We start from the raw sequence: 25,589 nt of genomic DNA, 5'->3' as shown, positions 1-25,589 counted from the left end.
TATTATAGTTTTACTTAAAAGCGTTAATGCGATGAAGGGAGATTAAGTCATGAGGTATTTAACAGCAGGTGAATCACATGGTCCACAATTGACCACAATTATTGAAGGAGTTCCAGCAGGACTTTACATAGAGCAGGATGACATCAATTATGAACTGGCTAGAAGACAGAAAGGTCATGGCCGCGGAAGAAGAATGCAGATTGAAAAAGACCAAGCGAAGGTGTTAAGTGGTGTACGACACGGGAAAACATTAGGTTCTCCTATCGCACTTGTTGTTGAAAACAACGACTGGAAGCATTGGACAAAGGTGATGGGGGCAGAGCCGATCACAGAAGAAGAAGAGAGTGAAATGAAGCGTCAAATCTCTCGCCCAAGACCAGGTCATGCGGATTTAAATGGTGCGATTAAATATGGACACCGTGATATGCGAAACGTATTAGAGCGCTCATCAGCCCGCGAGACAACTGTACGCGTAGCAGCAGGCGCAGTTGCTAAACAAATTTTGGCGCATCTAGGGATTAAAGTAGCTGGTCACGTTCTTGAAATTGGCGGAGTGAAAGCAGCTCTTACAGCATATGAGTCTATTGAAGATTTGCAAAAGGTAACAGAAGAATCACCTGTGCGCTGCTATGACAGTGAAGCAGGTCAAAAAATGATGGACGCTATTGATGAAGCAAAGAAAAACGGCGATTCAATTGGCGGAATTGTTGAAGTCATCGTTGAAGGAATGCCAGTTGGGGTCGGCAGCTATGTTCATTATGACCGTAAATTGGACAGCAAGCTTGCTGGCGCTGTACTTAGTATCAACGCTTTTAAAGGGGTTGAATTCGGTATTGGCTTCGAGGCAGCTTCTAAAAATGGCAGTGAGGTCCATGATGAAATCATCTGGGATGAAGAAAAGGGCTATACGAGAAAAACAAATCGCTTAGGTGGTCTTGAAGGCGGAATGTCAACAGGTATGCCAATTGTCGTCAGAGGTGTGATGAAGCCAATTCCAACGCTTTATAAACCGCTTCAAAGTGTTGACATTGAAACGAAAGAACCTTTCTCTGCAAGCATTGAACGTTCTGACAGCTGTGCTGTTCCTGCTGCAAGTGTTGTTGCAGAAGCAGTTGTTGCATGGGAAATTGCCAATGCAGTTGTTGAGCAGTTTGGTCTTGATCAAATCGATCGCATTAAAGAAAATGTTGAAAAAATGCGCCAGCTTCAGAGGGAATTTTAATGCAAACACTGGAAGTTAAGACGTTCTCAGCTGCTTATCCTGTATATATCGGTGATGGGATTAAACGCAATATCGTCGACTTGATAACTTCCACTGGGCATTCTTATACGAAGCTCTTAATCGTCACAGATGCAGCTGTCGATGCCATTTATGGTGATGAAATAGTTCACTTACTTCAGCAGAAGTGGTCTGTGCACAAAGTGGTTGTGCCAAGCGGAGAGCAGTCGAAATCCTTTGCCGAATTTGAGCATATTCATACGAAAGCGATTCAATATCAGCTCGATCGCTCCTCCTGCATTATTGCGCTCGGAGGAGGCGTGATTGGGGATTTGGCTGGCTTTGCTGCTGCGACTTATATGAGAGGCATTGACTTTATCCAAGTTCCGACGACGCTGCTCGCACATGACAGCGCGGTTGGCGGGAAAACAGGGATCAACCATCCGCTCGGTAAAAATTTAATCGGTGCATTTCATCAGCCGAAAGCTGTGATCTATGATACGAGTATGCTTGAGACCCTGTCTCAAATTGAACGAAGATCAGGCTTTGCAGAAGTCATCAAACATGCGCTGATTTCAAGTGAAGACTTTTTATCAGAACTGATGTCCATTCGTTCTTTGGCAGATTTATCAAAGAGTGAGCTGGCGCATATGTTGTATCAAGGCATTCAAGTCAAAGCGTCGATTGTTCAGGAAGATGAAAAAGAACAAGGTGTGCGTGCATATTTGAATTTAGGCCATACACTTGGGCATGCCATTGAAGCAGAATATGGATACGGTGTGATCACGCACGGAGATGCTATTGCCATCGGCATGCAGTTTGCGCTATATGTGAGCGAAAAGCAGCTAGGACTCAGCCTCAACCGCATGGAACTGAAAGAGTGGATGAAAGAACTCGGATTCCCGGTACAAGTCACACAAGATATTTCAACGGAAACATTTGTTGACCGGATGATTGGGGATAAAAAAGCGAGAGGCGGCAGTGTTCAATTTGTTTTATTAAAACAGGTTGGAGACGTCACCTTACAGTCTTTCACTAAAGATGAGCTGCACTACTGGCTCGAAGAATGGAAACGGGAGGAGGGATGTCTATGATGTTTCGCGGGATACGTGGAGCTACAACTGTGAAAGAAGATACAGAAACAGAAGTGTTAAACAAAACGAAACAGCTGCTAGAAGCGATTATTTCAAGAAATGAAGTAGATCCAGAACGTGTCGTGCAGATCTTAATTTCAGCTACACAAGATATTCACTCCGTTTTTCCGGCAAAAGCACTTCGTCAGTTTGAAGGATGGACATATGTACCTGTTACTTGTATGCAGGAACTGGACATTCATGGCGGCTTAAAGCATTGCATTCGTGTCTTAATGACTGTCCAGACAGATACAAAGCAGGAAGACATACAGCATGTGTACTTGGAAGAAGCTGTGACGCTTCGCCCTGATTTACAGTTGACAAAAAACAAGGAATTATAATACGATATGAACAGCCGAAGTTTACACACAGGTGTAAACGGCATTGTAAGTTTAGAGAAGATGAGAATGAGACTAGGGTAGTTGAGATGAGTAGAGTTGAGCAGAGATACGATACTTCTATTTAATCATACTGCCTAAAAGAGGAACCCTCTTTTAGGCTTATTTCGTATACTCATACAAATCCTCTATATGTCCCCCTCATTCTCCTTAATCCATTTAAGGAGTGTGCATATGATTTCCCAATCAAATCTGACCCAATTTTTAAAGGACAGTGAGTCCCACAAAACAATCCCGATTGTGAAAACCATTACAGTTGATACGATTTCACCCATTCAAATTGTGGAAAAACTCAAACAAGATATTGTGTATTTGCTAGAAAGCAAAGATGAGTCTTCCAGCTGGTCGAGATATTCCTTCATTGGATTACATCCGTTTTTAACCTTACACGATGATCAAAACAAATACATTGCACGTGACGCCGCGGGGCAGAAAGTCATGCAAAAGCAAGAGCTGAAAGATTTGCTAGATTGGATGAAAGAACAATATCAAATTAAGACACCAGATATTGATATCCCATTTACAGGCGGTGCTGTTGGTTACTTAAGTTACGATCTGATCCCAAACATTGAGCCTTCTGTCAGGCCGCACCGGGGCGCATCGACGACAGAAAATTGTACATTATTTGTTTGCCAAACGATGATTGCCTTTGATCATGAAACAAATCATGTTCATTTTATCCAATACACTCAGCTGGCCGGAAATGAAACTGAAGACGAAAAAATACGAGCTTACAAAGAAAATCAAAAGCAGCTTGAACAGATGATTCACAAACTCCATACAAAAATTGATATGAAAGAATTGATTATAACAGGGAATATGAACGAGCCGCCATCCTTTGAGCATGTGACATCAACATATGAAAAAACACAATTTTTAAAGGATGTAGAAAAAATCAAAGAGTACATCCGAGCGGGTGACATTTTTCAAGGCGTCCTCTCGCAGCGCTTTGATATCCCTGTGTCAGTCAGTTCATTTGAATTATACCGTGTGCTGCGCATTGTGAATCCATCTCCATATATGTATTTTATGAAATTAAAAGACCGCGATTTAGTCGGCAGCTCGCCAGAACGATTAATCCATGCCAAAAACGGGCATTTAGAAATTCATCCTATTGCTGGCACAAGAAAACGAGGAACAACAAGAGAAGAGGATGCTGCACTAGCAAAAGAGCTGCTAGAAGATGAAAAGGAAAAAGCAGAGCATTATATGTTAGTGGATCTAGCTAGAAATGATGTAGGCCGTGTGGCAGAATACGGGAGTGTGTCAGTACCAACCTTTACAAAAGTAGTGAACTTCTCTCATGTCATGCACATCATCTCCATTGTGACAGGAAAGTTAAAACAGGATACACATCCAGTTGATGCGCTCATGTCAGCATTTCCAGCAGGTACATTAACAGGTGCACCGAAAATACGAGCGATGCAATTATTAAATGAAATGGAGCCTGAGCCAAGGGAAACGTATGGCGGCTGTATTGCCTATATTGGATTTGACGGCAATATCGACTCCTGTATTACCATTCGTACGATGAGCGTCAAAGATCAGACCGCTTCTATACAAGCAGGCGCTGGCATTGTCGCTGATTCTGTTCCAGAAAATGAATGGGAAGAGACTTGTAACAAGGCAGGAGCGCTTCTAAAAGCCATTCAGCTTGCGGAACATATTTTCTCAGAAAAGGAGAGTGTGCAGGATGAATCAACGACTATCAGCTCTTGTTAATGGCGGCTATTTATCAGAAAATGAAGCAAATAGACTGATGCATGATATGATGAGCGGCTCTTTAACAGATGCTGAAGTCGCTGCAAGTTTATCCATTTTAGCGCATAGAGGAGAAACGGCGGAGGAAATGACAGGCTTTGTGAAAGCCATGAGACAAAATGCAGCACCAATGGAACAATCGTTTGATGTTGTTGATACATGCGGCACAGGTGGCGATGGGCTTTCTACATTTAATATATCAACTGCCGCTGCCATTGTTGCTTCTGCCGCTGGCGCCAAAATCGCAAAACACGGAAATCGTTCAGTTTCTTCTAAAAGCGGGAGTGCCGACGTGCTAGAGTGTCTTGGGATTCATATTCAATCCACACCAGAAGAAACAAGAAGACAAATACAAGAGAAAAACATGGGCTTTTTATTTGCACCGTTGTATCATTCATCTATGAAACAAGTAGCAGTAGTCCGCAAGCAGCTCGGGTTCCGGACGGTCTTTAATCTATTAGGCCCGCTCTGCCACCCAATGCAAGCTAAAAAGCAAATCATCGGTGTGTACTCAAAGGAAAAGGCAAAATTAATGGCGAAAGCCCTTGCGCCATTAGAGCCAGAACATGTCCTATTTGTTTGCGGGGAGGATGGGCTGGATGAATTAACGATTACAGCCAATTCCTATGTGATTGAACTCAAAAAAGATGTGATGACAGAATATACACTAAACCCAGAAGACTTTGGACTGGAAAAAGGGAATTTATCCGATATTCAAGTCCAATCACCGGAAGAGAGCGCCAAATTGATTCAGAATATATTGAATCATCAAACAGAAGGGGCGCCGCTTCATATTACAGCCCTAAATGCTGGGGCGGCTTTATATGTCGGAGGAAAGTCAGAAAGCCTCATGGCAGGAACATTAAAAGCGTTAGAAACGATTAAAAGCGGTGCAGCGAAAGAACAGTTGGCTCGTTTAAAACAAAAAACGAAAGAGGAAGAGATCTATGCTTAATCAAATCATTGCCCGAAAAAAAGAACATATCCAAACGTTGAAATTACCAGAGGATGGACACTTTGACAGACGATCCTTTAAAGAAGCATTAATGAATCCTCATCGCTCAATTGGTCTGATTGCTGAGGTGAAAAAGGCGTCTCCATCTAAAGGGATCATTCAACCGAATTTTGACCCTTTACAAACAGCAAAAGCCTACGAAACATCAAAGGCTGATTGCCTATCTGTCTTAACGGATGAACCGTTCTTTCAAGGAAAAAACGAATATCTTTCACTCATTAAAGAACACGTTGATCGTCCGATTTTAAGAAAAGATTTCATCATTGACTCCATACAGGTAGAAGAGTCAAGACGTATAGGAGCAGATGCGATTTTATTAATTGGAGAAGTACTTGAGCCGCAAAAGCTGTATGAGCTATATGCTGAAGCGGAAGAAAAAGGACTTGATGTCCTTGTCGAAGTACATGCAGCAGATACACTGGAAAAGATTTTAAAGTTGTTTACTCCTGAAATCATTGGGGTAAACAACCGGAATTTAAATACATTTATCACAACAGTTGAACAAACAAAAGAGATCGCACCACTTGTTCCAAACGATGTCTTACTAGTGAGTGAGAGCGGCATTCAAACATTTGATGATTTGACCTTTGTTAAGGAACATGGAGCGAGTGCAGTCCTTGTAGGGGAATCATTAATGAGAGAACAATCACAAGAAAAAGCCGTTCAGACATTGTTTGGAGAATGAACAAGATGAAGCCTTATTTAAAATATTGCGGGGCAGTATCACAAGAAGATGTGGAATGCATTGCGCAAACTCAAGCAGATGCAATCGGGTTTATTTTTGCTCCAAGTAAAAGACAAGTCCATCCAGATCAAGTGAAACAATGGCTCATTCAAACAAAGTGTGAGAAAGAGATTGCTGGTGTATTTGTAAATGAAAAGGTACAAAAAGTGTGCGACATCACAAAGCATATTCCTTTAGATATTGTGCAGCTTCATGGAGATGAAACACAAGATGATGCAAAAGAAATAAAACAACAAACAGGGGCGATCGTTTGGAAAGTGTTTCATCACGAGTCTAATGTAACAAGCACACTTGAAAAAATGACAGCATTTGCGCCTGTAGTCGATGGCTTCCTCATTGATGCGAAAGTAAAAGGGATGAGAGGCGGCTCTGGAACAGCTTTTGCTTGGGAGGCAGTGCCTCTATATGTTCAGCATGCAAAACAACTGGAGAAAACTTGCATTATTGCGGGCGGCATCACACCAGAAACGATAGCAGAGCTGCTCGCCTATGGTCCAGAAGCGATTGATCTTTCAAGCGGAATAGAAGAAAACGGGAAGAAAAGCAGCGCGAAGATTAAAGCGCTCGAAGAAAGGATGTTAAACGATGTACGCATATCCAAATGAGATTGGAAGATACGGAGAATTCGGAGGGAAATTTGTCCCGGAAACGCTCATGCAGCCACTTGCAGAAATCGAGCAAGCATTTCGTGAACTAAAAGAAGATCCTGCTTTTCAAGCAGAATATGTATCACTACTTCGAAACTATTCAGGCAGGCCGACTGCGCTTACACATGCCGACCAATTATCAGCATACCTCGGCGGCGCAAAAATCTATCTAAAAAGAGAAGATTTAAACCACACAGGCGCTCATAAAATTAACAATGCGCTTGGGCAGGCCCTGCTTGCGAAAAAAATGGGGAAATCAAACATTATTGCAGAAACAGGCGCAGGTCAGCACGGAGTAGCTGCTGCAACGGTGGCCGCAAAGTTCGGGTTATCCTGCACGGTATTTATGGGAAAAGAAGATGTAGAAAGACAATCACTCAATGTCTTCCGAATGAAACTGCTTGGTGCTGAGGTCATACCTGTCACAAGCGGGAATGGCACATTAAAAGATGCTACCAACGAAGCCATCCGTTATTGGGTTCAGCATTGCAGTGATCATTTTTATATGATTGGCTCAGTTGTAGGACCTCACCCCTATCCTCAAATTGTCAGCGAGTTCCAGCGGATGATTGGTGATGAAGCAAAAGAGCAGCTGCTTGAAAAAGAAGGAAGACTTCCTCATAAAGTCATAGCCTGTGTCGGCGGGGGAAGTAATGCCATTGGAATGTACCGGGCATTCTTAGATGAAGAGGTAGATATCATTGGGGTAGAAGCAGCTGGAAAAGGAATCGATACGCCGCTGCACGCAGCAACCATCACGAAAGGTACAAAAGGAGTGATTCATGGCTCTTTGACATATTTAATCCAAGACGAATTTGGTCAAATTATTGAGCCGTATTCTATTTCCGCTGGTTTAGATTATCCTGGGATTGGACCAGAGCACGCATATTTACATGCAAGCGGCCGGGTTCAATATGTGAGTGCGACAGATCAAGAGGCACTAGATGCCCTAAAGCTGCTGACTGAAAAAGAAGGAATTCTGCCAGCGATTGAATCTGCACACGCGTTAGCCAAGGCGTGTGAGATAAGTAAGACGATGAATGAAGATGAAATCGTCCTTGTCTGCCTGTCAGGAAGAGGCGATAAGGATGTGCACACATTAATGAAGGTGCTTGAAAGTGAGGGTAAAACAAAATGATTACATTTCAATTAGAGCAAGGTGAGAAATTATTTATTCCATTTATCACTGCAGGAGATCCGTCAGAAGAGATTACAATTGATTTAGCTATCTCCCTTCAAGCAGCCGGTGCACATGCGATTGAACTCGGTGTTCCTTATTCCGATCCCCTAGCGGATGGTCCTGTTATTCAAAGAGCCTCGAAAAGAGCTCTAAATCATGGCATGAATATCGTAAAAGCGATAGAATTAGCAGGGAAGATGAAAAAAAACGGTGTAAAAATTCCTGTAATTCTATTTACGTATTATAATCCTGTGTTACAATTAGACACAGAATACTTTTTCGCTTTACTGCGCAAAAATCATATTTCGGGACTCTTAACACCCGACTTACCGTTTGAAGAGAGCAGCGAGCTGCAAAAGAACTGTCAATCACATGGCATTTCATATATTTCACTCGTTGCACCAACAAGCAAGGAACGATTAGTAAACATTGTAGAGCAGGCAGAAGGTTTTGTGTATTGTGTTTCATCTCTTGGTGTAACAGGTGTCAGACAATCCTTTGATGCATCGATTACTGATTTTATTCAACAAGTGAAACAGCTGAGTCACATACCGGTTGCGGTCGGTTTTGGCATCTCAACTAGAGAGCAGGTAGACTCAATGAATAAACTGAGTGACGGTGTCGTTGTAGGCAGTGCACTTGTGAAAAAAATTGAAGAGCTTCACGAACAATTGTTAGCAAGTGATACACGTCAAGATGCTTTAAGAGAATTCGAAACATATGCAAAAACATTTAGTCCCCTCTATACATTCAAATGAGGTGAAAACATTTTGCAAATCAAAGAACAATTAAAACAACTAAAACCGTATCAACCTGGGAAACCAATTGAAGAGGTCAAAAAAGAATATCAATTAGACAAAATTGTGAAATTGGCTTCAAATGAAAACCCTTTTGGATGTTCCGTACATGCAAGAGAGGCGATACAAGCTGAGCTTGAACATTTAGCGATTTATCCAGATGGATACAGCGCAAGTTTAAGAACAGAACTGGCCGAGTTCCTTCAAGTAAATGAAAAACAATTAATATTCGGGAATGGCTCAGATGAACTTGTACAAATTATTGCTAGAGCATTCCTTGACCAACATACAAATACCGTCGTCCCATCTCCATCTTTTCCGCAATATCGTCATAATGCAGTGATTGAAAAGGCAGAAGTTCGAGAAGTGTCTCTTTTAGATGGAGGAGCTCACGATCTGAAGGGCATGCTGGATGCGATTGATGAAAACACGAAGGTTGTCTGGGTGTGCAACCCAAATAACCCGACAGGAAATCATTTGTCCGAAGCTGAGCTTGTGGCGTTTTTAGACGAAGTACCAGCTCACGTGCTTGTTGTACTTGATGAAGCGTATTTCGAATATGTTCGTGCTGAAGATTTTCCGAACAGTTTATCTTTATTACAATCCTATCAAAACATCATTGTACTTCGAACGTTTTCTAAAGCATATGGGCTTGCAGCGCTGCGAGTAGGCTATGGGATTGCTTCAGAAGAGCTGATTACGGCCATTGAACCAGCGAGAGAGCCGTTTAATACTAGTCGCATCGCTCAGGCAGCTGCGCGTGCAGCGATAAGTGATCAAGACTTCATTCAATCATGCAGGCAGAAAAATGAAGCAGGTCTCAAGCAATATCAAGATTTTGCTGACCGTTTTGGACTATTGATCTATCCATCTCAAACAAACTTCGTGCTGATCGATTTTAAAAGAGATGCAGATGAATTGTTCAATGCATTGTTGAAAAAAGGCTACATTGTTCGTTCCGGGAAAGCACTTGGTTTTCCTACTTCTTTACGTATTACTGTCGGAACAAAGGAGCAAAATGAAGACATTCTAAGTACACTTGCCGATTTAATGCAAGGCATTCGTGCGTAGCATAACCATAAAGTCATATCCTAAGACAGGATATGGCTTTCATTGTACCAACCTTATATACATATAAGTTTTAGAAATGGTTTGTTTAATTTTCGCGAAAAATCAGGTGATGAATATGAATGATGCAAACGAAACAATATTAATCGCTGGACTCGGTTTAATTGGAGGCTCCATTGCACTCTCCATAAAAAAAGAGTATCCTCATAAAAAAATTGTAGGATATGATGTTTCAAAGGAGCAAATGGTTGCTGCAACAAAGTTGGGTATCATTGATGTAGCAGCTGATTCGTTTATGGCCGGGTTAGATGAATCTTCGATGATTGTTTTGGCAACACCAGTCCAGCAAACAGTGAAGATGCTTAGTGATATTGCAGAGTCTGGGATTAAAAGAGAGCTTACAATCACTGATGTCGGCAGCACAAAGCAAAAGGTCGTCCATTTTGCTGAAAAAACACTGCCTAAGCATTACCAATTTATTGGTGGACATCCAATGGCAGGCTCTCATAAATCAGGTGTCATTGCAGCAAAAGACTTCTTATTTGAAAATGCGTTCTACATTTTAACGCCGGCAAAGGAAACAAACCGCCAGGCTGTTGATCGTTTGAAGGACTTGTTAAAGGGGACAAATGCTCATTTCATCGAGATGACCCCAGAAGAACATGATGCTGTGACAAGTGTTATTAGTCATTTTCCTCATATTGTCGCAGCCAGCCTTGTGCATCAAGCGCATCATTTTGAAGAACAATTCCCACTTGTCAAACGGTTTGCTGCTGGAGGCTTTCGTGATATCACACGCATTGCTTCAAGCAACCCTGCAATGTGGCGGGATATCCTTCTGCACAATAAACATAAGATTTTAGACCGTTTCCATGAATGGAAAAAAGAGATCGACCGTATTGAAGCCTTTGTCCAGCAAGAAGATGCTGAAGGATTGTTCTCTTATTTTCAGGATGCAAAGAAATATCGCGATGGACTTCCTCTAAGGAAGAAAGGAGCGATTCCTGCTTTTTATGATCTGTATGTGGATGTTCCGGATCACCCTGGGGTCATTTCGGAGATTACAGGGCATCTAGCAAGTGAAAACATTAGTATTACAAATATCCGTATTATTGAAACGCGGGAAGACATTAACGGGATTTTACGCATTAGTTTTCAAACAGATGACGACCGTAAGCGTGCAGAAATCTGTATAAAAAATAGAGCGAACTACGATACATTTTATGCTGACTGAGGTGACAAACATGAAAATTCATAAAAATGCTCCTATGAATGGAGAGATTCATATCCCAGGTGATAAATCTATTTCGCATAGATCAGTGATGTTTGGTGCAATTGCTGATGGGACAACAGTAGTGAAAAACTTTCTTCCTGGAGCAGATTGTTTAAGTACGATTGATTGCTTTAGAAAGATGGGCGTTGAAATTGAACAAAAAGGGACAGATGTTGTCATTCATGGTAAGGGGCTGAAAGAGCTCAAGGAGCCATCCGACATCCTCGACGTTGGTAATTCTGGTACAACCATTCGATTAATGATGGGAATATTAGCTGGATGTGAGTTTCACAGTACACTAATCGGTGATGAGAGCATTGCTAAAAGACCAATGAAACGAGTGACAGGGCCGCTTAAACAATTGGGAGCTAAAATAGATGGCAGAGCAAACGGCGAGTATACGCCACTATCCATTCGCGGCGGTCATTTAAAAGGCATCTCTTATGAGTCTCCGGTGGCAAGTGCACAAATTAAGTCGGCTGTCCTTTTAGCCGGGCTTCAAGCAGAGGGAACAACGACGTTAACTGAACCACATAAATCAAGAGATCATACAGAAAGAATGCTCTCAATGTTTGGTGTAAAACTAGAAGAAGATGAACAAAGTGTTTCTATTGAAGGTGGCCAAACATTAAAAGCAACAGATATCTTTGTTCCTGGAGACATCTCTTCAGCTGCATTTTTCCTTGTAGCTGGAGCGATCGTTCCTAACAGCCGGATCGTCTTAAAAAATGTTGGACTAAACAAAACAAGAACAGGTATTATTGATGTGCTGAAACAAATGGGCGCAAATCTTGAGATTAATGAAGGAGATGCCAAAGACGGAGAACCGTATGGTGACTTAATCATCTCTACTTCTTCATTAAAAGGGATTGAAATTTCTGGTGACATGATTTCAAGACTCATCGACGAGATTCCAATTATTGCGCTTCTTGCGACCCAAGCAGAAGGAACAACGATCATTAAAGATGCTGCTGAGTTAAAAGTAAAAGAGACCAATCGCATTGATACGGTAGTATCTGAACTTAAAAAACTTGGTGCTGATATTGAAGCAACAGATGATGGTATGAAGATTCATGGGAAAACCACGCTTCAAGGCGGTGCAGTCGTCTCAAGCTATGGAGATCACCGAATCGGGATGATGCTCGGGATTGCAGCATGTATAACAAAGCAAGCGGTTGAGATTGAAGATACAGATGCTGTTCGTGTCTCATACCCGAATTTCTTTGAACACATTGAATATTTAACGAAAACAGTCTGAGGATAGCCTCAGGCTTTTTCTTTCCTTTTGCATATTTGTCAGAAATATAGCATAGCTTGTCTCAAGGTGAAACCTTGAAAAAAATCATTTTGAATGATAAAAAAAGTGCCTGCAGTTTACAAATCGTCAGTTTCGTAAAGGATGGAATGAAAAACAGTCTTTAAAACACAAAAATGGGCTCATTTTAAAAGAGCAACATATTTGCTGGATGTGTATCTGTCGATTATGATATGAAGTAACAATAGTTTTGGTTTTTGGAAACAGAAGGGAACGGTTTGATTTGAATAGTTCATTACAAGAAGCCATAAAATTAGTTGAGGCGGGTGAGACTGAAAAAGGACTCCAAACACTTGCTCAAGCAGAGAAGCATTTGCATGATGAAGAAAAGGCGCAGGCGGCTCAGTTATATTATGATTGGGGAGATATCGATAAAGCGCGGAATCTCATCAGTGATTTACATGATTTATATCCAGAGGAAACAGGTTTAACGTGTTTTTATGCAGAGCTATTGATTGACTCTGATGAAGAAGAGAAGGCGATTGCGGTTTTAGAAACGATTCCTGAAGATGATGATGCATATCCAGAGAGTTTATTGTTAATGGCCGATTTGTATCAAATGCAAGGACTATTTGAAGTGAGTGAACAAAAGCTCTTAAAAGCGAAAGAACTACTTCCGAATGAAGCCATCATCGATTTTGCATTAGGTGAATTGTATTTTTCTCAAGGTCTTTCAAAGAAAGCCGCCGATTATTTCTACAAAGTGGCAGATCAACAGCATGAAGTTGGCGGTGTCAATGTGTATCAACGGCTTGCTGAATCACTCAGTACAGCTGGAGAATTTGAGGATGCGCTTGAGTGGTATGAAAAGGCAGTAAAAGATCAAGCAGACCCGAATACACTCTTTGGCTACGGCTTTACAGCGATGAGGGCTGGCAGAACGAAAACAGCCATTCAGCAGCTTTCAGAACTAAAAGATATTGATCCGTCTTATTCGTCTCTTTATATGCCTTTAGCGAAAAGTTATGAGGAAGAAGGACTATATCACGAGGCTTTAGAGGTAGTAAAAGAGGGTATTAAAGTTGATGAGTATAACAAAGAATTATATTTATATGGTGCCAAGATTGACTTGAAAAACGGGGATTCAGAAGATGCGAAAAAGCTGCTTCAAGAAGCACTTGCTCTCGATCCGGGATATATTGAAGCGGTTCAAACATTGCTTGCGATTTATTTAAATGAAGAGCTGTTTGATGAGATTTTGGATGTTATTAAAGAGGTTAAAAGCTTTGGGGAAGATGATCCAAAATGGAATTGGTATGCTGCATCTGCTTTTGTCGGGCGAGAAGAATACAAAGAAGCCGCCGAATATTTCAAGCTGGCCCTGCCTGATTTTGATGAGGAACGTGACTTTTTATATGAATACGCTTCGTTCCTTTTAGAAGAAGGCAGACAAAAAGAAGCATTGCCGTTATTACGCAAAGTTCTTCAGAAAGATGGTACGAATGAAGAAATCGAAGAAACGATTTTAAGAATTGAAGACGAAATTTCCTTATAGTTTGCAGGAATGAAGAACTGGTTTGTTGAATAATTCATGTATAGCAATTTAATTTACGATAGAGGAGGGAATAACATGCAGACCCCTGTTTCTGTCAATGAAAAAAAGGAATTTATCCGGTGGTTCTTAAACCATTATCAGCTAAAGCGAAGAGAGTGTGTTTGGATATTAAATTATTTAATGAGTCACGACTCTTTGATGGAAAAGGTTCATTTTGTAGAGCAAGCAGAATTTTGCCCAAGGGGGATTATTATGTCAACACACTGTGTGGATGAAGTTCCCTTTAGATTTTATAAAGAAAACATTATGACGACAGATGCTGAAAAGTCATTTCATGATATTCGTTTGAATAAACAGCAAGATTTGTTTATTCAATTGAATTTCCGTTCTGCTTATCGTTCACCGGAATATGCAGCTGTTCTTGAAACAAACCCTCATATTCCAAAGGATCTTTATGAGAACGAAAAAGATAAGGATCTTGCTGAGAAAGTGCTTGAGCACTCGATCGCAACTTTCCAAAAAGAACGGCTCATGAAAGAAATAGATGAAGCACTTGACCGGCATGACCAAGAAACATTTAATAAGTTAGCTAAAGAATTAAGTCTATTGTCATAAACTGAACAAATAAGCCTTGCCCTTTACAGGCAGGGCTTATGTTATGAAAGAGGGGAAATAGATGAAGTTTCAAGCGGAGGATGCGGATCGCTTTTTGCAATCTAAAGATTACATTGATACCGCTATCATTCCATTAGTTGGGATTGATGCAGATCAAATTAAACACACCGTGTCTTTAGGGGAGTTTACAATTCTTGTAACAGATGAACTTGAAAGGCAGCTAAAAGGGCGGGTTTTTCTTTTTCCATCCCATACATATTTGGAAGTGAATGACCGAAAACAAGAAGACATACTTACAATGAAGCAGTCACTTAAAGATCATTTTCAGCATGTCGTGTTTATCACATCGGATCACCACTTTAAAGAGCGTACTGAAATCAGCGAATCGCTATTTTTGCTCAAGCCGGTTCCGCTGGAGCATTTAAAGATTGAATTAAAGCAGAAAGTCATTCAAGACAGTGTAGAACAAATTTTGAACTTTTTGTTACAAAAATGGAACCCTTCATAAAAACCCTTACATTTGCTTTGTACATAGCTTTTTAGGCTGTTGACCTTGTGAATAGATTGATATATTATGAGGGTGTCCTAGTTTTATGAAATTTTTTCTAATTCAGTTATAAAGTAGCTGACGACCTGAGGGGGGGAGAAAAAAATGAGCGAGAAGAGACATGGAGTGTCCAGGCGTCAATTTTTGAATTACACGTTGACCGGCGTGGGGGGATTTATGGCCGCTGGAATGCTCATGCCTATGGTTCGCTTTGCGCTTGACCCTGTACTAAAAGGAACAGAGGATCAGGATATGGTTCAAGTTGTCAGTGTAGATGAACTGACAAAGGAACCGAAGCGCTTTGACTTTAAAATTGATCAAGTAGATGCATGGTATGAGTCAAAGGAATCTAGGTCAGCATGGGTGTACAAAGAAGGGGATGAAATTGTCGCTTTATCGCCAATCTGTAAACATTTAGGATGTACAGTGAACTGGAACAGTGATCCGAAAAATCCAAACAAATTTTTCTGCCCGTGCCACTACGGGCTGTACGACAAGGATGGTACAAACGTACCCGGAACTCCACCGCTTGCACCGCTTGACCATTATAAGCAGCAAGTGAAGGACGGATACCTCTATCTTGGAAAAGCTGTGCCGAAAGGGGAAGGGTAACGATGCTTAACAAGATTTACGATTGGGTCGATGAGCGGCTAGACATTACACCAATATGGAGAGATATTGCGGATCATGAAGTGCCAGAGCACGTCAATCCAGCACATCATTTCTCCGCTTTTGTGTATTGTTTTGGCGGTTTAACGTTTTTTGTGACAGTCATTCAAGTCCTTTCTGGCATGTTTTTAACGATGTATTACGTGCCGGATATTAAAAATGCCTGGGAATCTGTCTATTATTTGCAAAATGAAGTAGCATTTGGTCAGATTGTCAGAGGGATGCACCACTGGGGTGCGAGTTTAGTTATTGTCATGATGTTTTTACATACGCTAAGGGTCTTTTTCCAGGGGGCGTATAAAAAACCTAGAGAGCTGAACTGGATTGTTGGTGTGCTCATTTTCTTTGTGATGCTTGGACTTGGTTTTACAGGTTATCTTTTACCATGGGATATGAAGGCGCTGTTTGCGACGAAGGTTGGACTTCAAATTGCAGAAGCAACACCTTTCATTGGTAAAGAGATCAAAACGCTGCTTGCAGGTCATCCTGACATTGTAGGGGCACAAACGCTGACGAGATTTTTCGCTATCCATGTCTTTTTCTTGCCAGCGGCATTATTTGGGCTGATGGCTGCCCACTTTATTATGATTCGTAAGCAAGGAATTTCTGGACCGCTATAAAATGTTGCGTTTGATGAATGTTCAATGAGGAGGGGATGACTGTGCATAGGGGAAAAGGGATGAAGTTTGTCGGAGATTCCAGAATACCGGCAGAAAGAAAACCTAACATACCTAAAGATTATTCCGAATATCCGGGAAAAACAGAAGCCTTTTGGCCGAACTTTCTATTAAAGGAATGGCTTGTAGGTGCCGTTTTTTTAATTGGATTTCTTGTCCTAACTGTTGTTCATGCGCCTCCGCTTGAGCGGATGGCTGATCCAACAGATACTGGCTATATTCCGCTGCCAGACTGGTATTTCCTATTTTTGTACCAGTTATTAAAATATGAATTTGCTGCAGGAAGCTATACTGTCGTTGGCGCAATGATAATGCCTGGAATTGCGTTTGGTGCCCTTTTGCTTGCACCATTTCTTGATTCTGGTCCTGAGCGCAGACCGTATAGAAGACCGATTGCCGTGGGGATGATGATCCTTGCAGTCGGAGCCGCCACATATTTAACGTGGGAATCTGTTGCAACTCATGATTGGGAAGCAGCTGCGAAACAAGGTGAGATTAAAAAAGAAGCAGAGATTGATACCTCAGCTGAAGAGTATAAAATTTATCAAGAGCAGACATGTATCTCCTGTCATGGGGATAACATGCAGGGCGGAGCCGCCGGACCATCACTCGTTGACAACGGTCTTTCGCCTGAGGAGATCGCTAAAATCGCTGTAGAAGGAAAAGGCAACATGCCTAAGGGTGTCTTTAAAGGCAGTGATGAAGAACTCGAGAAGCTCTCTAAATATTTATCTGAGGTCAAATCTAAATAATTCAGTTGTTTAAATGTAAGTACAAGGATATACTCAAAAGAGAAAAAGCTGGCGCTGTCAGCTTTTTTCTGATTTTAACAGATCGTGAGTGAAGAGACATATGAGATGGATTCAATATTTGCTAGCTACGCGCTACATGCTTGTGCTGGTGCTTATTGTCAATTTCCTTGGCACTGTGTACGGATACTATTGGTATATTCCGCAGCTCGTAGAGACGCCTGCTATTTTTTTAGCTTTTGTTCCAGACAGTCCAACGGCCAGTTTTTTCTTTTTATTTGTATTACTTGCGTTTTTGATGAAACGAAACGCTCCTTATTTTGAAGCACTTGCTCTTGTGACCTTGATCAAATATGGGTTATGGGCTGTAGGAATGAATATCTTTGTGCTTTTATCGATTGATGACTTTCCATGGGAAGGCTACATGCTGATTGGGTCTCATTTTGCGATGGCGGTTCAGGCTGTATTGTTTGCGCCGTATTACCGTTTTCAAATGCGCCATTTGGTGGTAGCTGGCATTTGGATTTTACATAACGATGTGATTGATTATGTATTTGGTATGATGCCGCGTTATTCTATGTTGTCTGCCTATTCAAACGAGATCGGCTACGTGACGTTTTGGTTAAGTATTGCGGTTCTTCTTGTTTCGTATTATCTCGTTCTATCGAAAAAATCGGTTAAGCTGGAACTCCCTTAACAATGTTGGTCTAACCTTGTCCTTTTCTTCATACGCTGTATGGAGAAGGGCTAGGAGGGACTTGCATGAAACGAAAGCCAATCGCGATGATTCTATTATTTTTTCTCGTATTACAGCCGGCTGTTGCCAAAGGTGAGGAGACAGCTGCTAACGCGCTGCAAGAATTAACGGAACTATCAGATTCAATCTTTCAATTAACGAGACAAGCTAAATATGATGAGGCGTTACAAGTCGCATTATATGTTGAAAAGACATTTAAAGCTGAGAATTGGCGTGGAACTTTGACGAATACGCAGATTCGGCAAATTACACTTGGCTATCAAGATATCATAAAAGGGCTGCCGCAGGAAGAATTGAATGAGCGCGAAAAGCTTCGTTATGCCGCTCAATTTAGAATGCTGATCGATGCAATCCAGTCGGATTCTGAGCCGCTTTGGGGTTCGCTCGAAAAGCCTATTTTGGGATCTTTTCCCACTTTGAAAAAAGAAGTGAAAGATCCAGAATCGACAACATTCTATGAAACTTGGAATGAGCTGGTTTCTTTATACGATATGATCTATCCGAGTTTAACCATTGATATTTCGCCTGAAAAGCTGCAGACGATAAAGCAGCACATGGAAGTGATTGAGCAAGGTGAATTTTTAAAGGCATCAAATGGGACAAAGCTTGAACGTCTCACGAAGCTGGAAGAGGATTTATCGAGTGTGTTTGCTCATGTCGATCAAGATGAAGCGGATCCATCACTTTTATGGGTCATTTTAACAACCGGGAGTATCATTTTATTAACGTTAACGTATGTTGGGTTTCGGAAATATCGTGCTGAAAAAGAGAAGAAGCAAAAACGTCAGGCTGATTATCCAAAATCATAAAAAAGAAGCACCAGTTTTGGGCTTCTTTTTTTAATGCGGATTGAGCGGCTTTTTGTGTTCATCTAATGTGAAGCCTTCGCCGAGTACATCATGCACATCACTGACGGAAACAAACGCATGAGGATCGACTGAGGTCACGACGCTTTTGAGATGGACAAGCTCGTTTTTCGGAACGACACAATAAAGGACGTTGCGCTCCTGTTTCGTATAGGAACCAATCCCTTTTAAGATGGTCACACCGCGCTCCATTTCCTCTGTGATTTTCTTTTGAATGATATCATCTTTTTCAGAGATAATCATGGCGCCTTTGGCTGCATAAGCGCCTTCTTGCATGAAGTCAATGACCTTCGCAGCAACAAAGACTGCGACGAGAGTATACATCGCTTCTTTATAATTTAAATAAGTAAGAGAAATCGTAATGACGCATGCGTCAAAGATGAACATTGTTCGTCCCATGGCCACCTGATAATGCTTGTTAATGAGTCTAGCAATGATGTCCACGCCGCCTGTTGTACCGCCGAATTTAAAGATGATTCCGAGGCCTGTTCCGATAAACACACCTGCAAAGAGGGCAGCTAAGGCTAAATCGTGCTGGAGAGGCATATGTATTTGAAAGCGCTGGAAGATGGCAAGAAAAACGGAAAGACTGACTGTTCCTACAATTGTGTATGTAAACATGGTTCTGCCGAGCATTTTCCAGCCGATAAAAAAGATTGGAATGTTTAAGACAAGGTTTGAAATGGATGGATCAATGTGAAATAAAAAATATAAAAGCAGTGTAATACCTGTAAATCCGCCTTCCGCCAAATTGTTCTGCATATTAAAATGAACAAGACCGAAAGAAAAAATCGCCGATCCTATTAAAATAAATACGATATTTTTAAGACGAATTTCTTTTAGCAAGAGATCACTCCTTTTTTTGCTTAGACAGCGATAATATTATATGGTATGGGAGAGAAACAAGCAAACTGAGTTTTAAACATTTGTCAAATATTTATGATTTCGCTAACATGTAAGAGATGGATAGGAGGATGAGCTTCATGACGAATGAAAAAACGCTGCGTCACGTGCAGCAAGAAGTAGATGATTACATAGGTCAATTTAAAGAAGGCTATTTCAGCCCACTTGCCATGATGGCCCGTCTGACAGAAGAATTAGGGGAACTGGCAAGAGAGGTTAACCATTACTATGGAGAAAAGCCGAAAAAAACAACAGAAACAGAAAAAAGTATGGAAGAAGAAATTGGTGATGTGTTGTTTGTGTTAACATGTCTCGCTAATTCACTCGATATTTCACTAGAAGAAGCACATGATCGTGTAATGCATAAATTCAATACAAGAGATAAAGACCGCTGGACGAAAAAAGAAGGGAAGTAGAGACAATGACAAGCAAAACCATCAAAGTCGTAATTGCTGGAGCAAGAGGGAGAATGGGAATAGAGGCTGTGAAGCTGGCGGAAGAAACAAGCCATTTTGAGCTGGTGGCAGCACTTGATCACGCGCACGAAGGAAAAAAATTATCTGATGTGATTCATACGACATCAGATGCGCCAATTTATACGGATATTGATGTGTGTCTTTCAGAAACAGCACCAGATGTATTAATTGATCTGACGACACCAGAAATCGGGAAAGTACATACAAAAAAAGCACTTGAACATGGCGTGCGTCCAGTCGTAGGTACAACTGGATTTTCAGAAGCTGACCTGAAAGAGCTTCAGCAATTAACAGAAGAAAAGGGCATAGGCTGTATTATTGCACCAAACTTTGCTGTAGGTGCAGTCTTAATGATGAAGTTTGCCAAAATGGCAGCGAATTACTTCCCTGACGTTGAAATCATTGAGCTTCATCATGATAAAAAACTGGATGCTCCGAGCGGTACAGGATTAAAAACGGCGGAAATGATTGCCGAAGTAAGAGAAAGCAAAAAGCAAGGACATCCCGAAGAGAAAGAATTAATTGAAGGGGCACGAGGCGCAGATTATGATGGTATTCGTCTGCACAGCGTAAGACTTCCAGGAATGATTGCCCATCAAGAGGTACTGTTTGGAATGGACGGACAGACGCTCACCATTCGTCATGATTCTTATAACCGTGCATCCTTTATGTCAGGTGTGAAGCTTTCAGTGGAACAGGTCATGCACATTGATCAGCTCGTCTATGGATTAGAAAATATCATCGACTAATAAGGAGTGGATTCCTGATGAATATTGCTTTAATCGCTCACGATAAGAAAAAAAGTGACATGATTCAATTTGCCATTGCGTACCGTGATATTTTGGCAGATCATACACTTTATGCAACAGGGACGACAGGTTTGAGAGTGAAAGAAGCGACGGGGCTTCCCATTCATCGTTTCCAGTCAGGACCACTTGGAGGAGATCAGCAGATTGGTGCTTTAATTGCTGATAACGCAATGGATCTTGTGCTCTTTTTTAGAGACCCGCTAACAGCGCAGCCGCATGAACCGGACGTATCTGCGCTCATACGGCTTTGTGATGTATATACCATTCCATTAGCCACCAATATGGGAACCGCTGAAATTTTAGTCAGGAATTTAAATAAAGGTACGTTTGATTTTCGAGATGTAGCAAAAAACGGAGGAACAAATGAAACGACTTGATATCCTTGCATTCGGCGCCCATAGCGATGATGTAGAGATCGGAATGGGCGGAACGATTGCAAAATACGTAAAAAAAGGCGCGCGTGTCGGGATTTGCGACTTGACCCAGGCTGAATTATCTTCAAATGGAACGGTAGAGAGCCGCAAGGAAGAAGCAAAAGCCGCCGCCGCTATTTTAGGTGTGACAACGCGCATCCAGCTTACACTTCCAGATAGAGGGCTGTATTTAAATGACGAAGCAATGAAGGAAATTGCAGGCGTGATTCGAACATACAAACCGAAACTGATTTTTGCTCCGCACTACCAAGATCGTCATCCAGATCATGGTCATGCGGGCTCACTTGTAGAAGAGGCCGCTTTTTCTGCAGGTATACATAAATTTGAAGATTCATACAAGCAGCCAGCGCATAAAATAAGCCAGATGTACTATTACATGATTAACGGTCATCATCGTCCAGACTTTGTGATCGATATTTCTCGGGAGATGCATCAAAAGGTCGATAGCTTGCATGCGTATAAAAGCCAATTTGTTAAATCAGCAGATTCAGTAGAGACACCTCTTGTGAACGGTTATATTGATTTTGTCAAAATGAGAGAGTCTATGTATGGAAGAGAAGTCAACAAAACATATGCAGAAGGGTTTATCACTAAAAAACCTCTTTTGATGGATGATGACTTACTTGGGGGGTAATTATGAAAAAACTGAAGATCGGAATTACTTGTTATCCAAGTGTCGGCGGCTCGGGTATTATTGCTACTGAGCTTGGGAAACGTTTAGCTGAAAAAGGGCACGATGTTCATTTCATTACCTCAAGCATTCCGTTTAGGCTTAATAAAGTGTATCCGAATATTTATTTTCATGAGGTGGATGTGAATCAATACGCTGTTTTTCAATATCCGCCTTATGACCTTGCGCTGGCAAGTAAGTTGGCAGAAGTCGCAAAACGAGAGAAGCTCGATATTATTCACGCACATTATGCGGTCCCGCACGCCGTCTGTGCGTTCTTAGCCAAGCAAATGACTGGACACTCTGTGAAAGTCGTTACGACGCTTCACGGGACGGACATTACGGTTTTAGGCTATGATCCATCTTTAAAGGAAGTCATCCGATTTGCCATCGAATCATCGGATCGCGTGACGGCGGTGTCGCATTCATTAGCTGCGCAGACGTACGACTTAATCAAACCTGATAAAAAGATCGAGACAATCCATAATTTCGTCGATGAGCGTGTATACTTGCGTGAAGATCACGAAGTGCTGAAAAGACATTATGGTCTTTTGCGCGATGAAAAAGTCGTCATCCATGTATCGAATTTCCGCAAGGTGAAGCGGGTGCATGATGTCATTCATGTGTTTAAAAAAATCTCTGATCAGGTGAATGCAAAACTACTGCTCATTGGGGACGGTCCAGAAAAATCGGTTGTTTGCGAACTGGTGAAAAAACTGGGACTGACGGACCGCGTGTTATTTTTAGGAAAGCAGGAGAAGGTTGAGGAGCTTTATTCAATCAGTGATTTGAAGCTGCTTCTTTCAGAGAAGGAAAGCTTTGGACTTGTGCTCCTTGAGGCAATGGCGTGCGGTGTACCTTGTATCGGGACAGATGTCGGCGGTATTCCAGAGGTCATTACGCATGGAGAAACAGGGTTTCTTGTCCCGCTCGGCGATATAGACGGAGCAGCAAAGCACGCGGTGTTTTTGTTGAAAGACAAATCGCTTCATGAACAAGTGTCAGCAGCAGCCCTGTCTAGTGTTCAATCTCAATTCTCTTCTGAAAAAATTGTGAGTGAATATGAAAAGCTTTACCTAGAATTGATCGAAGGTGATGATGCAAATGAATGAACCATTCACACATGCGATCCCTATTTTACATACACTGCACGAACATGGGCATCAGGCTTACTTTGTCGGTGGAGCGGTGAGAGATGTTCTATTAGGACGGGAAATTGGCGATATCGATATTGCGACAGATGCAACTCCTGATACGGTCGAGTCTTTGTTTGAAAAAACGGTGGATGTCGGCAAGGAGCATGGCACTGTCATTGTTCTACATGATGGGGTCAGCTATGAGGTGACGACGTTTCGGACGGAGTCAGAATATGAAGATTTTCGCAGACCGAAAGAAGTAGCATTCATCACATCCTTGAAGGAAGATCTTTTAAGGAGAGATTTAACGATCAATGCGATGGCTATGGATATAAATGGGGAAATCATTGACCATGTAGGCGGTAAACAGGATATTGAGCGGAAACGAATTCAAACCGTAGGAGATCCTGCGTGCCGCTTTCAAGAAGATGCGCTCCGCATGATGAGAGCCGTTCGTTTTTTAAGCCAGCTTGGATTTGAACTCGCGGATGAGACGGCTGAAGCCATGAAAAAAGATAAGCACCTGCTTGCCAACATATCGGTTGAACGTAAAAAAATTGAAATGGAGAAGCTGTTAAAAGGCCGTCATTGTCAACAGGCCATTCAACTGCTCATTTCAACTAAATTATATGAAGAATTGCCAGGGCTCAAAGCGGATCGTCTTCATGAATCCTTCCAAGCATTTCCGTATTATTTACTCGATGGATTAGACGAAATTTGGGGGGCTTTCATCCATTTGCTTGGCCTAGATAAAGAAGAGGCTGTGTCCTTCTTAAAAGAATGGAAGCTGTCAACAAAGCTTTTGAAAGACGCAATAGCTATTAGCCAATATGTCGATTGTGACTGGGATGCGGAAAACATGTTTAAAGCTGGTGAACACGTGCTCTTATCTAGCTTGAAGATCACGCAGCTAAAACATGAGCGCCGCATTTTCTTTGATGAACTGGAGGCAGCAAAGCATTCATATGATGCACTGCCAATTAAGAAGCTCCAAGACCTTGCTGTTTCAGGAAAAGATTTAATGGCCTTTCGGCAAAAGACCTCAGGGAAATGGATTGCAGAGGAGCTTGATCTTGTGAAAAAAGCCGTGTTGCAAAACCGTTTAGAAAACCGAAAAGAAGCCATAGAGGAGTGGCTTAAAGCATGCGATCAGCAATTAGAAAACGATTAATTGAACTATTTACAGCATCTAGCCAGGATTTTGTCTCAAGTCAACAAATTTGTGATGAACTTGGCTGCTCCCGAACAGCTGTATGGAAGCATATAGAGGATTTGCGAAAAGAGGGGTATGAGGTAGAAGCCGTCAGAAGAAAAGGATACCGTCTGCTTCGTAAACCGGACAAAATTAGTGAGGACGAAATTTTGTTTGGCCTGGAAACGAAAAGCTTTGGCAGGCATATTTATTTTCAGGAAGAAGTCGCTTCAACTCAACTGATTGCCCATGATCTTGTCAATGAAGGTGCGCCCCACGGCACGATCGTTGTCAGCGATCATCAGACAAACGGAAAGGGACGTCTTCAAAGAACATGGCATTCACCCAATGGGACAGGCATTTGGATGAGTCTCATTCTGCGGCCTGAAATTCCACTGCATAAGGCGCCGCAAATGACGCTTTTGGCATCTGTAGCTATCGCAGAGGCTATTGAGAAGCAAACAGGACTCAGTCCATCTATTAAATGGCCAAACGATATTTTGTTGAACGGAAAAAAGGTGGTTGGCATTCTGACAGAATTAAAAGCAGAAGCTGATCAGGTTCATGCGGTCATTATTGGACCGGGTATTAATGTCAACCAAACCGCTGATGATTTTCCGGATGAACTAAAGGATGTCGCCACAAGTCTGCGAATGGAATTGAATGAAAAAGTGGATCGTGCTGGACTCATTCAACACATCATGTCCACCTTCGAACAAAGGTATGCCGATTATATGAAGCTTGGATTTGCACCTATTAAAAAATTGTGGGAATCGTTTGCGATGACGATTGGTCAACATATTGTTGCACGCACCGTCAACGGGCAATATACAGGAAAAGCGCTCGGAATCAACGAAGAGGGTGTTTTATTGCTTGAAACAGAGGCCGGTATTCAAAAAATCTACTCCGCAGACATCGAGATAAAGTCAACTTAAGTGGAACACCCGGCACATTTTTGATATACTTCGTGTGGGCAGTATCTGAAAAGAACTGTACCTGTTAGGAAGAAAAATATGATAAATTTCTGCCTTGATCCTAAGGGA

28 protein-coding genes are annotated in these 25,589 nt (G+C 41.7%); 27 read left to right on the top strand and 1 reads right to left on the bottom strand.

What is annotated here, in order from left to right:
- Positions 1 to 49 precede the first annotated feature (49 nt).
- The 20 genes from aroC (at position 50) to ypjB (ending at position 18,869) form a co-directional block, all read left to right on the top strand.
- The gene (gene aroC, locus AKG37_RS00955; RefSeq protein ID WP_060697178.1) at positions 50 to 1,222 is read left to right on the top strand and encodes a chorismate synthase; all 1,173 of its coding nucleotides are present in this window, start codon (positions 50 to 52) and stop codon (positions 1,220 to 1,222) included.
- Positions 1,222 to 2,313 (top strand): 3-dehydroquinate synthase, encoded by a 1,092-nt coding sequence (aroB, locus tag AKG37_RS00950; protein ID WP_060697177.1) that lies wholly within the window; start codon positions 1,222 to 1,224, stop codon positions 2,311 to 2,313. Before aroC ends, aroB begins: the two co-directional genes overlap by 1 nt.
- Positions 2,310 to 2,693, top strand: a complete 384-nt coding sequence (aroH, locus tag AKG37_RS00945) for a chorismate mutase (protein ID WP_060697176.1) — start codon at positions 2,310 to 2,312, stop codon at positions 2,691 to 2,693. The genes aroB and aroH overlap by 4 nt, the downstream gene beginning before the upstream one ends.
- Positions 2,694 to 2,924: 231 nt before the next feature.
- A complete protein-coding gene (trpE, locus tag AKG37_RS00940; protein WP_060697175.1) occupies positions 2,925 to 4,472 on the top strand; it encodes an anthranilate synthase component I in 1,548 nt (515 codons plus the stop codon).
- Positions 4,444 to 5,466, top strand: a complete 1,023-nt coding sequence (trpD, locus tag AKG37_RS00935; protein WP_060697174.1) for an anthranilate phosphoribosyltransferase — start codon at positions 4,444 to 4,446, stop codon at positions 5,464 to 5,466. Before trpE ends, trpD begins: the two co-directional genes overlap by 29 nt.
- Positions 5,459 to 6,211, top strand: coding sequence for an indole-3-glycerol phosphate synthase TrpC (gene trpC, locus AKG37_RS00930; RefSeq protein ID WP_060697173.1), 753 nt, complete (start codon positions 5,459 to 5,461; stop codon positions 6,209 to 6,211). Before trpD ends, trpC begins: the two co-directional genes overlap by 8 nt.
- Positions 6,208 to 6,876 (top strand): phosphoribosylanthranilate isomerase, encoded by a 669-nt coding sequence (locus AKG37_RS00925; RefSeq protein WP_060697172.1) that lies wholly within the window; start codon positions 6,208 to 6,210, stop codon positions 6,874 to 6,876. The genes trpC and AKG37_RS00925 overlap by 4 nt, the downstream gene beginning before the upstream one ends.
- Entirely contained in the window at positions 6,857 to 8,056 is a 1,200-nt protein-coding gene (gene trpB / locus AKG37_RS00920; RefSeq protein WP_060697171.1) for a tryptophan synthase subunit beta, read from the top strand. The genes AKG37_RS00925 and trpB overlap by 20 nt, the downstream gene beginning before the upstream one ends.
- The gene (gene trpA / locus AKG37_RS00915; RefSeq protein WP_060697170.1) at positions 8,053 to 8,856 is read left to right on the top strand and encodes a tryptophan synthase subunit alpha; all 804 of its coding nucleotides are present in this window, start codon (positions 8,053 to 8,055) and stop codon (positions 8,854 to 8,856) included. Before trpB ends, trpA begins: the two co-directional genes overlap by 4 nt.
- 12 nt (positions 8,857 to 8,868) lie before the next feature.
- The gene (gene hisC, locus AKG37_RS00910) at positions 8,869 to 9,966 is read left to right on the top strand and encodes a histidinol-phosphate transaminase (RefSeq protein ID WP_060697169.1); all 1,098 of its coding nucleotides are present in this window, start codon (positions 8,869 to 8,871) and stop codon (positions 9,964 to 9,966) included.
- 115 nt (positions 9,967 to 10,081) lie between these two features.
- Complete coding sequence (locus AKG37_RS00905) at positions 10,082 to 11,197, top strand: prephenate dehydrogenase (protein WP_060697168.1); 1,116 nt, start codon at positions 10,082 to 10,084, stop codon at positions 11,195 to 11,197.
- Positions 11,198 to 11,207: 10 nt separating this feature from the next.
- Complete coding sequence (gene aroA, locus AKG37_RS00900; RefSeq protein WP_060697167.1) at positions 11,208 to 12,494, top strand: 3-phosphoshikimate 1-carboxyvinyltransferase; 1,287 nt, start codon at positions 11,208 to 11,210, stop codon at positions 12,492 to 12,494.
- Positions 12,495 to 12,774: 280 nt separating this feature from the next.
- Entirely contained in the window at positions 12,775 to 14,046 is a 1,272-nt protein-coding gene (locus tag AKG37_RS00895; RefSeq protein WP_060697166.1) for a tetratricopeptide repeat protein, read from the top strand.
- A gap of 75 nt (positions 14,047 to 14,121) precedes the next feature.
- On the top strand, positions 14,122 to 14,661 hold the full coding sequence (locus tag AKG37_RS00890; protein WP_008344562.1) for a ReoY family proteolytic degradation factor: 540 nt from the start codon (positions 14,122 to 14,124) through the stop codon (positions 14,659 to 14,661).
- Between the two features lie 61 nt (positions 14,662 to 14,722).
- Positions 14,723 to 15,169, top strand: coding sequence for a YpiF family protein (locus tag AKG37_RS00885; protein WP_060697165.1), 447 nt, complete (start codon positions 14,723 to 14,725; stop codon positions 15,167 to 15,169).
- A 144-nt stretch (positions 15,170 to 15,313) separates the two neighbouring features.
- On the top strand, positions 15,314 to 15,820 hold the full coding sequence (locus AKG37_RS00880) for a ubiquinol-cytochrome c reductase iron-sulfur subunit (RefSeq protein ID WP_007500911.1): 507 nt from the start codon (positions 15,314 to 15,316) through the stop codon (positions 15,818 to 15,820).
- Between the two features lie 2 nt (positions 15,821 to 15,822).
- Positions 15,823 to 16,497 (top strand): menaquinol-cytochrome c reductase cytochrome b subunit, encoded by a 675-nt coding sequence (qcrB, locus tag AKG37_RS00875; RefSeq protein WP_003215804.1) that lies wholly within the window; start codon positions 15,823 to 15,825, stop codon positions 16,495 to 16,497.
- 41 nt (positions 16,498 to 16,538) lie between these two features.
- The gene (locus tag AKG37_RS00870) at positions 16,539 to 17,306 is read left to right on the top strand and encodes a menaquinol-cytochrome c reductase cytochrome b/c subunit (RefSeq protein ID WP_060697164.1); all 768 of its coding nucleotides are present in this window, start codon (positions 16,539 to 16,541) and stop codon (positions 17,304 to 17,306) included.
- Between the two features lie 100 nt (positions 17,307 to 17,406).
- Positions 17,407 to 18,000 (top strand): lipoprotein heptaprenylglyceryl N-acetyltransferase LhaT, encoded by a 594-nt coding sequence (gene lhaT / locus AKG37_RS00865; protein WP_060697163.1) that lies wholly within the window; start codon positions 17,407 to 17,409, stop codon positions 17,998 to 18,000.
- A gap of 65 nt (positions 18,001 to 18,065) precedes the next feature.
- Positions 18,066 to 18,869, top strand: coding sequence for a sporulation protein YpjB (ypjB, locus tag AKG37_RS00860; RefSeq protein ID WP_060697162.1), 804 nt, complete (start codon positions 18,066 to 18,068; stop codon positions 18,867 to 18,869).
- Between the two features lie 30 nt (positions 18,870 to 18,899).
- On the opposite strand, the gene AKG37_RS00855 is transcribed toward ypjB, so the two are convergent.
- Positions 18,900 to 19,772, bottom strand: a complete 873-nt coding sequence (locus AKG37_RS00855; protein WP_060596734.1) for a YitT family protein — start codon at positions 19,770 to 19,772, stop codon at positions 18,900 to 18,902.
- 137 nt (positions 19,773 to 19,909) lie between these two features.
- Between AKG37_RS00855 and AKG37_RS00850 the strand changes: the two genes are divergently transcribed.
- Genes AKG37_RS00850 through AKG37_RS00820 form a run of 7 tightly spaced genes read left to right on the top strand, consistent with a single transcriptional unit; the run spans position 19,910 to position 25,481 of the window.
- Positions 19,910 to 20,245 (top strand): nucleotide pyrophosphohydrolase, encoded by a 336-nt coding sequence (locus AKG37_RS00850; protein WP_003215805.1) that lies wholly within the window; start codon positions 19,910 to 19,912, stop codon positions 20,243 to 20,245.
- Between the two features lie 5 nt (positions 20,246 to 20,250).
- Entirely contained in the window at positions 20,251 to 21,054 is an 804-nt protein-coding gene (gene dapB, locus AKG37_RS00845; RefSeq protein WP_060697161.1) for a 4-hydroxy-tetrahydrodipicolinate reductase, read from the top strand.
- A gap of 17 nt (positions 21,055 to 21,071) precedes the next feature.
- Complete coding sequence (gene mgsA / locus AKG37_RS00840; RefSeq protein WP_012010363.1) at positions 21,072 to 21,491, top strand: methylglyoxal synthase; 420 nt, start codon at positions 21,072 to 21,074, stop codon at positions 21,489 to 21,491.
- On the top strand, positions 21,478 to 22,182 hold the full coding sequence (gene bshB1 / locus AKG37_RS00835; RefSeq protein WP_060697160.1) for a bacillithiol biosynthesis deacetylase BshB1: 705 nt from the start codon (positions 21,478 to 21,480) through the stop codon (positions 22,180 to 22,182). Before mgsA ends, bshB1 begins: the two co-directional genes overlap by 14 nt.
- A gap of 2 nt (positions 22,183 to 22,184) precedes the next feature.
- Positions 22,185 to 23,330, top strand: coding sequence for an N-acetyl-alpha-D-glucosaminyl L-malate synthase BshA (gene bshA / locus AKG37_RS00830; protein WP_060697159.1), 1,146 nt, complete (start codon positions 22,185 to 22,187; stop codon positions 23,328 to 23,330).
- On the top strand, positions 23,323 to 24,525 hold the full coding sequence (locus AKG37_RS00825) for a CCA tRNA nucleotidyltransferase (protein ID WP_060697158.1): 1,203 nt from the start codon (positions 23,323 to 23,325) through the stop codon (positions 24,523 to 24,525). Before bshA ends, AKG37_RS00825 begins: the two co-directional genes overlap by 8 nt.
- The gene (locus tag AKG37_RS00820; protein ID WP_060697157.1) at positions 24,498 to 25,481 is read left to right on the top strand and encodes a biotin--[acetyl-CoA-carboxylase] ligase; all 984 of its coding nucleotides are present in this window, start codon (positions 24,498 to 24,500) and stop codon (positions 25,479 to 25,481) included. Before AKG37_RS00825 ends, AKG37_RS00820 begins: the two co-directional genes overlap by 28 nt.
- Positions 25,482 to 25,589: the final 108 nt, after the last annotated feature.

Origin of the sequence: Bacillus australimaris, from assembly GCF_001307105.1 — a bacterium.
GTDB lineage: Bacteria > Bacillota > Bacilli > Bacillales > Bacillaceae > Bacillus > Bacillus australimaris.
This window is presented reverse-complemented; position numbering and strand designations above follow the sequence as displayed.